Below are 6,681 nucleotides of genomic sequence, written 5' to 3'. Positions count from 1 at the left end.
TCTCCGGGGCGGAGACGGCGGCCTCGGCCTTGGTGTCGGCCTTGGCCTCGGGCTGCGCGGCCGGCGCGGCCTCGGTCTTCGGCTCGGCCTTGGGCTCGGCGGTGACCACGGTGGTGGCCGCGGCAGCGGTCTCCGGGCTGCCGGAGGGGGCCGTGGCCCGACGGCGGCGGCGCTCGCCGGCCGGCGCGTCACCGCTGGCAGGCTGCCCGGGGATCTCGATCTGCGCGGGGACCGCCGGCTTCTCGGCGGCGGGCGCCTCGGCCGTCTCACCCGTACGGGCCTTGCTGGTGGCGCGGCGCTTCGGCTTGGCCTCGGCGGCGTCGGCGGCGGGCTTGGCGGCACTGCCGCCACCGGCCTGCGCCTCCTTGATGACCTCGATCAGCTGGCTCTTGCGCATCCGCGCGGTGCCCCTGATCCCGAGGCCCGACGCGACCTGCTGCAGCTCGGCGAGGACCATGCCCTCGAGGCCGGTGCCGGAGCGGCGACGCTTGGGTGCGGCGGTGCCCGCAGCGGGGGCGCTGGTGTCGACGGAAGCGTCGGCAACGCCCATCAGATCGGTGGTGTCGCTCACGAAGGGTCCTTCCCTGGAGCGGACGTCGGCCTGTCTGGCTCGGCGACCGGTTGTGCTGTCCGACCTCGGTCCTAGGTGTGTGGACCGTGTCGGGGCGGTGGTCCGCCGACAGTGGATACGGCGGAGGGGAGATGCGTGCAAGTGTTCCGGCGAGAAGCTCCCCAGCTGGAAGCGTGGGAATGTGTCACGCCGATTCCGGAGCGTGCTCGAAACTGCCTGGCAGCGATCAAAGCAGTTGGGGAGGCTCCCGGAAGAGAGGTGGTCCCGGATGGGGACACTGAACACCGAGCCGTTGCGGCTTCCGATGCGTACTTGAGATTAACACTACCGGATCCAACAGACATTCCCCCTCTCACTCACCGGCAATCGCGCCTTCCGTACGGGCGGCCTGCCCAGGCCGCCCGTACCGGGCCGCCGGCCGTGTCCTGCCCGGGACACGGCCGGCACACAAGGCCTAGCTGCCCTGCGTGCCCAGCGGAAGGACGCTCGCGCCCGCGACGTCGAGTGCCAGCCGGTTGGCCGCCCACCCCTCGCCCGCGAGCTGCGCGACCTTGTCGGCCGCGTCGTTGTCGACCAGCGCGAGGACCGTGGGGCCCGCGCCGGAGATGACCGCGGGCACTCCGTCCGCCCGCAGCCGGTTCACCAGTGCCACGCTCTCGGGCATCGCCGGGGCGCGGTACTCCTGGTGCAGCTTGTCCTCGGTGGCGGGCAGCAGCAGCTCGGGGCGCCGGGTCAGGGCCTCCACGAGCAGGGCCGCGCGGCCCGCGTTGGCGGCGGCGTCCACGTGCGGGACGTTGCGCGGCAGCAGGCCGCGGGCGGTCTCGGTCAGGACGGGCTTCGAGGGCACGAAGACCACCGGAACGATGGAATCCGCGGGGTCCATCCTGATCGCCCGGGCGCTGCCGCCGTCCATCCACGCCAGGGTGAAGCCGCCGAGCAGACAGGCGGCGACGTTGTCGGGGTGGCCCTCGATCTCGGTGGCCAGCTCCAGCAGCGCGGTGTCGTCGAGCCGGGCCTCGCCGCCTATGGTCACGGAGCGGGCGGCGACGATACCGGCGCAGATGGCGGCGGAGGAGGAGCCGAGGCCGCGGCCGTGCGGGATGCGGTTGGCGCAGACGACCTCCAGGCCGCGCGGCTGCCCGCCGAGCAGGTCGAAGGCGGTGCGCATGGAGCGCACGAGGAGGTGGCTCTCGTCACGCGGCAGGGTGTCGGTGCCCTCACCGGCGATGTCGATGTCCAGGCCGGAGTCGGCCACCCGGACGACCACGTCGTCGTAGAGTCCCAGGGCCAGCCCGAAGGCGTCGAATCCCGGGCCGAGGTTGGCGCTGCTGGCGGGGACGCGCACCCGTACGGCGGCGGCGCGGAACGCTGGACCGGCCATCGCTCGATGACACTCCTTGTGACTGTGCGAGATCCTCGCGGCGAGATCTTTCGCGGTGATTGCTGAAAACGCTGTGAATGCTGTGGCTGTGAACGCTATGAACGCTGTGAATGTACTGGAGAACCCGCGACACCCGAAGGCCCACAGGGCAGCACCGCGTCGCGAGCGCGGTGGCGGATGTAAGTACAGCGTATCGAAGGAAGGTTCTGTCGCGACATAGGGCGCACAGGAGGCGCACGATGCGTGTCGCGGGGTATCGCAGGGCTTTTGGCGCGATACCGGCGGGTCTGCCGGGTTCCGCACGGTGGCGGAACCCGGCATCCGCGGACGGGGCGGCCGCCCGACGCTCCGGCGGGTGGCCGGAAATCGACGGGTCAGACCAGGCCGAGGCGTACGGCGGCGGCCTCGGCGTCCACCGGAACGGTGACCGGCTGCGGGGCGCCGGCGATCGCCCAGTCGGGGTCCTTCAGGCCGTTGCCGGTGACGGTGCAGACGATCGTCTGGCCCGGGTCGACCTTGCCCTCCTCGGCGGCCTTGAGCAGGCCGGCCACGGACGCGGCGGAGGCGGGCTCGACGAACACGCCCTCCTGGGCGGCCAACAGCCGGTAGGCGGCCAGGATCTGGCGGTCCGTCACCTCGTCGATGAAGCCGCCGGACTCGTCCCGGGCCGCGAGCGCATAGTCCCAGGAGGCGGGGTTGCCGATCCGGATGGCCGTCGCGATGGTGTGCGGCTCCTTGACCGGCTCACCGCGCACGATGGGCGCGGAACCGGAGGCCTGGAAGCCCCACACGCGGGGGGTGCGGGAGGCCAGGCCGTCGGCCTTGTACTCCTTGAACCCCTTCCAGTACGCGGTGATGTTGCCCGCGTTGCCGACCGGGAGCACGTGGATGTCGGGGGCGTCGCCGAGCGCGTCCACGATCTCGAACGCGGCCGTCTTCTGGCCCTCGATGCGCACCGGGTTGACGGAATTGACCAGCGCCACCGGGTAGTTGTCGGACAGCCGGCGGGCCAGCGTCAGGCAGTCGTCGAAGTTGCCGTCCACCTGGAGGATCTTGGCGCCGTGCACGAGGGCCTGGCCCATCTTGCCGAGCGCGATCTTGCCCTGCGGGACGAGCACGGCCGAGACCATGCCGGCGCGCACCGCGTACGCGGCCGCCGAGGCGGAGGTGTTGCCGGTGGAGGCGCAGATGACCGCCTGGGCGCCCTCCTCCTTGGCCTTGGTGATGGCCATGGTCATGCCGCGGTCCTTGAAGGACCCGGTGGGGTTGGCGCCCTCGACCTTCAGGTGCACCTGGCAGCCCGTGCGCTCGGAGAGGACCTGAGCGGGGACGAGCGGAGTGCCACCCTCGCGAAGCGTGACCACCGGCGTCGTCTCCGTCACCGGAAGCCGGTCGCGGTACTCCTCGATGATCCCTCGCCACTGATGGGTGCGATTGCTGCTCATGGGTCCTTACTCCCCTTCAACACGCATGATGCTGGCGACACCGCGCACGGTGTCGAGCTTCCGCAGCGCCTCGACGGTCCCGGAGAGGGCGGCGTCGGGGGCCCGGTGGGTGACGACGACGAGGGAGGCCCCGTCGCCGACGCTTTCTGGATGACCCTGCTGCCGGACGGTGTCGATGGACACGCCGTGCCCGGCGAACACCGTCGCCACCTGCGCGAGGACACCCGGCTTGTCCGCCACATCGAGGCTGATGTGGTAGCGGGTGACGACCTCGCCCATGGGGCTGACCGGCAGCTGGGTGTACGCCGACTCGCCGGGCCCCGTTGCCTCGGCGAGCTTGTTGCGGCAGACGGCGACCAGGTCGCCGAGGACGGCGGAGGCGGTCGGCGCGCCGCCGGCCCCCGGACCGTAGAACATGAGCCGCCCGGCGGCCTCCGCCTCGACGAAGACCGCGTTGTAGGCCTCGCGGACGGAGGCCAGCGGGTGGGTCAGCGGGATCATCGCGGGGTGCACGCGCGCGGTGACGGACTCGCCGTCCGAGGCCCGCTCGCAGATCGCCAGCAGCTTGATGGTGCAGCCCATGCGCTTGGCGGAGGCGAAGTCGGCGGCGCTGACCTCGGTCATCCCCTCGCGGTGGACGTCGTCCAGCCGCACCCGGGTGTGGAAGGCGATGCCGGCCAGGATCGCGGCCTTGGCGGCGGCGTCGTAGCCCTCGACGTCGGCGGTGGGGTCGGCCTCGGCGTACCCGAGCGCGGTGGCCTCGTCCAGGGCCTCCTGGTAGCCGGCGCCGGTGGAGTCCATCTTGTCGAGGATGAAGTTCGTCGTGCCGTTGACGATGCCCATCACCCGGTTGATCTTGTCGCCGGCGAGGGACTCGCGCAGCGGGCGGACCAGCGGGATGGCGCCGGCGACGGCGGCCTCGTAGTACAGGTCCAGCCCGGCCTGCTCGGCGGCGGCGTGCAGGGCCGCGCCGTCCTGGGCGAGCAGCGCCTTGTTGGCGGAGACCACGGAGATGCCCTGCTCGAACGCGGTGGTGATGAGCGTACGGGCGGGCTCGATGCCCCCGATGACCTCGACGGCCACGTCGATGTCGCCCCGTTTGAGCAGGGCGGTGGCGTCGGTGGTGACCAGGGCCGGGTCGATGCCCTCACGGACCTTGGAGGGGCGGCGCACGGCGACACCGGCGAGCTCGACGGGCGCGCCGATGCGGGCCGTGAGGTCGTCGGCGTGCGTCGTCATGATGCGCGCCACCTCTGAGCCGACCACTCCACAGCCCAGCAGCGCCACCTTCAGCGGACGCGTACGCATCATTCGACCTACGCCTTTCGATTTCGATCTTACGAACCGGCCCTGGTCCACCGAATTGCGGACCAGGTGTCAACCAGGTGTGAACCAGTCTCACGCAATGGACACGAGTTTCCATCCTCGGTCCACGGGCTGAGACACCAATTTCATCATCCGAGGTCGAGTCGCAGGAGATCTTCCTCCGTCTCGCGCCGGACGATCACCCGCGCCGCACCGCCGCGCACCGCCACGACGGGCGGGCGGAGGGCGTGGTTGTAGTTGCTGGCCATGGAGCGGCAGTACGCGCCCGTGGCCGGTACGGCGATCAGGTCGCCGGGGGCGAGATCGGCGGGCAGGAACGCGTCCCGCACGACGATGTCCCCGCTCTCGCAGTGCTTTCCGACGACGCGGCAGAGCATCGGCTCGGCGGTGGAGCTGCGCGAGACGAGCGCCACGGAGTATTCCGCGTCGTAGAGGGCGGTGCGGATGTTGTCGCTCATCCCGCCGTCGACGCTGACGTACGTACGCAGCCCCTTCAGCGGCTTGATCGTGCCGACCTCGTAGAGGGTGAAGGCGGTCGGCCCCACGATGGCCCGGCCCGGCTCCACGGAGATCCGCGGGGCGCGCAGCCCGGCCGTCTCGCACTCGCGCGCCACGATCTCGGTGAGCGCCTTGGCGATCTCGTGCGGCTCGCGCGGGTCGTCCTCGGGGGTGTAGGCGATGCCGAGGCCGCCGCCGAGGTCGATCTCGGGCAGCTCCACGCCGTGCTCGTCGCGTACGGCGGCCAGCAGCTGCACGACGCGGCGGGCGGAGACCTCGAAGCCGGCCATGTCGAAGATCTGCGAGCCGATGTGGGAGTGGATGCCGATGAGCTCCAGGCTGTCGTGGCCGAGGGCCCGGCGCACCGCCTCGGCGGCGGCCCCGTCGGCGACGGCGATGCCGAACTTCTGGTCCTCGTGCGCGGTGGCGATGAACTCGTGCGTGTGGGCCTCGACGCCGACGGTCACCCGGATCTGCACCCGCTGGCGGACCCCGAGTCCGGCGGCCACGTGCGCGACGCGGGCGATCTCCTCGTAGGAGTCGAGCACGATCCGCCCGACCCCGGCCGTGACGGCGCGGCGGATCTCCGCGACGGACTTGTTGTTGCCGTGGAAGGCGATGCGCCCGGCGGGCATCCCGGCGGCGAGCGCGGTGGCCAGCTCCCCGCCGGAGCAGACGTCGAGGTTGAGGCCCTCCTCCTGCAGCCAGCGCACGACGGCCTTGGAGAGGAAGGCCTTGCCGGCGTAGAACACGTCGGCGTCCGGCCCGAAGGCGTGCGCCCAGGCGCGGCAGCGCTCCCGGAAGTCGTCCTCGTCCATGAAGTACGCGGGCGTGCCGAACTCCTCGGCGAGCCGCGTCACCTCGATCCCGCCGACGCGTACGACGCCGTCCTCGCCGCGGGCGACGGTGCGGGCCCAGACCTTCTCGTCGAGGCGGTTGAGGTCGGCGGGCGGCGGGGAGTAGTGGCCCTCGGGCAGGTCGGCGGCGTGGCGGGGGCCGGCGGGGTGGGCGGAACGGCTCATCACAATCTCGCTTACGTGGTCTACGTGGTCAGAGGTACTCGGGAGCGCCGATACCGAGCAGGGCCAGGCCGCCGGCCAGCACCGTCCCGGCGGCTTCGGCAAGGGCCAGCCGGGCGCGGTGGGCGGCCGAGGGTTTCTCGTCGCCGAGGGGCAGGACGTGGTGCTGGAAGTCGAGCAGCGCGTCGGCGGTCAGGACGAGGTGGCGTGCCAGCCGCTCGGGGGCCCGGTGGTGGGCGGCGGCGTCGAGCGCGAGGGGGTGGTCGGCGAGGGCTTGGAGGAGGGGGGCGGGGGCTACGGCGGTGGCGGGGGCTACGGCGGGGGGGGGGGGGACGGGGGGGGGCTCGGGCTCGGGGGGGGGCCCGGTATCGGGGGGGGAACCCGGCTGGGGGGGGGTTCGTACGAGGGGGCGGGCGCGGGGGTGGGGGGACCGCACCCGGG

General features: G+C 72.3%; 6 protein-coding genes. All 6 read right to left on the bottom strand.

The features are described from left to right. Positions 1-571, bottom strand: a 571-nt coding sequence (locus GPJ59_RS31705; protein ID WP_219671367.1) for a Rho termination factor N-terminal domain-containing protein, incomplete at its 3' end; no start/stop codon positions are given. Positions 572-1,025: 454 nt separating this feature from the next. After that, entirely contained in the window at positions 1,026-1,952 is a 927-nt protein-coding gene (gene thrB, locus GPJ59_RS31700; RefSeq protein ID WP_219671366.1) for a homoserine kinase, read from the bottom strand. Positions 1,953-2,326: 374 nt separating this feature from the next. After that, positions 2,327-3,397 carry a threonine synthase gene (gene thrC / locus GPJ59_RS31695; RefSeq protein ID WP_219671365.1) on the bottom strand — a complete coding sequence of 357 codons (1,071 nt, stop codon included), beginning with the start codon at positions 3,395-3,397 and terminating at the stop codon, positions 2,327-2,329. Between the two features lie 6 nt (positions 3,398-3,403). Then, positions 3,404-4,705 carry a homoserine dehydrogenase gene (locus GPJ59_RS31690; protein ID WP_219671368.1) on the bottom strand — a complete coding sequence of 434 codons (1,302 nt, stop codon included), beginning with the start codon at positions 4,703-4,705 and terminating at the stop codon, positions 3,404-3,406. A 146-nt stretch (positions 4,706-4,851) separates the two neighbouring features. Beyond that, positions 4,852-6,243, bottom strand: a complete 1,392-nt coding sequence (gene lysA / locus GPJ59_RS31685; protein WP_219671364.1) for a diaminopimelate decarboxylase — start codon at positions 6,241-6,243, stop codon at positions 4,852-4,854. Positions 6,244-6,271: 28 nt separating this feature from the next. Next, positions 6,272-6,681: DALR anticodon-binding domain-containing protein (locus GPJ59_RS31680; protein WP_258025221.1), on the bottom strand; the 410-nt coding region annotated here is incomplete at its 5' end.

Source organism: Streptomyces bambusae, assembly GCF_019400985.1.
GTDB classification, from domain to species: domain Bacteria; phylum Actinomycetota; class Actinomycetes; order Streptomycetales; family Streptomycetaceae; genus Streptomyces; species Streptomyces bambusae_A.
Note: the sequence above shows the minus strand (reverse complement) of the source record. Positions and strands in the feature narration are given on the sequence as shown.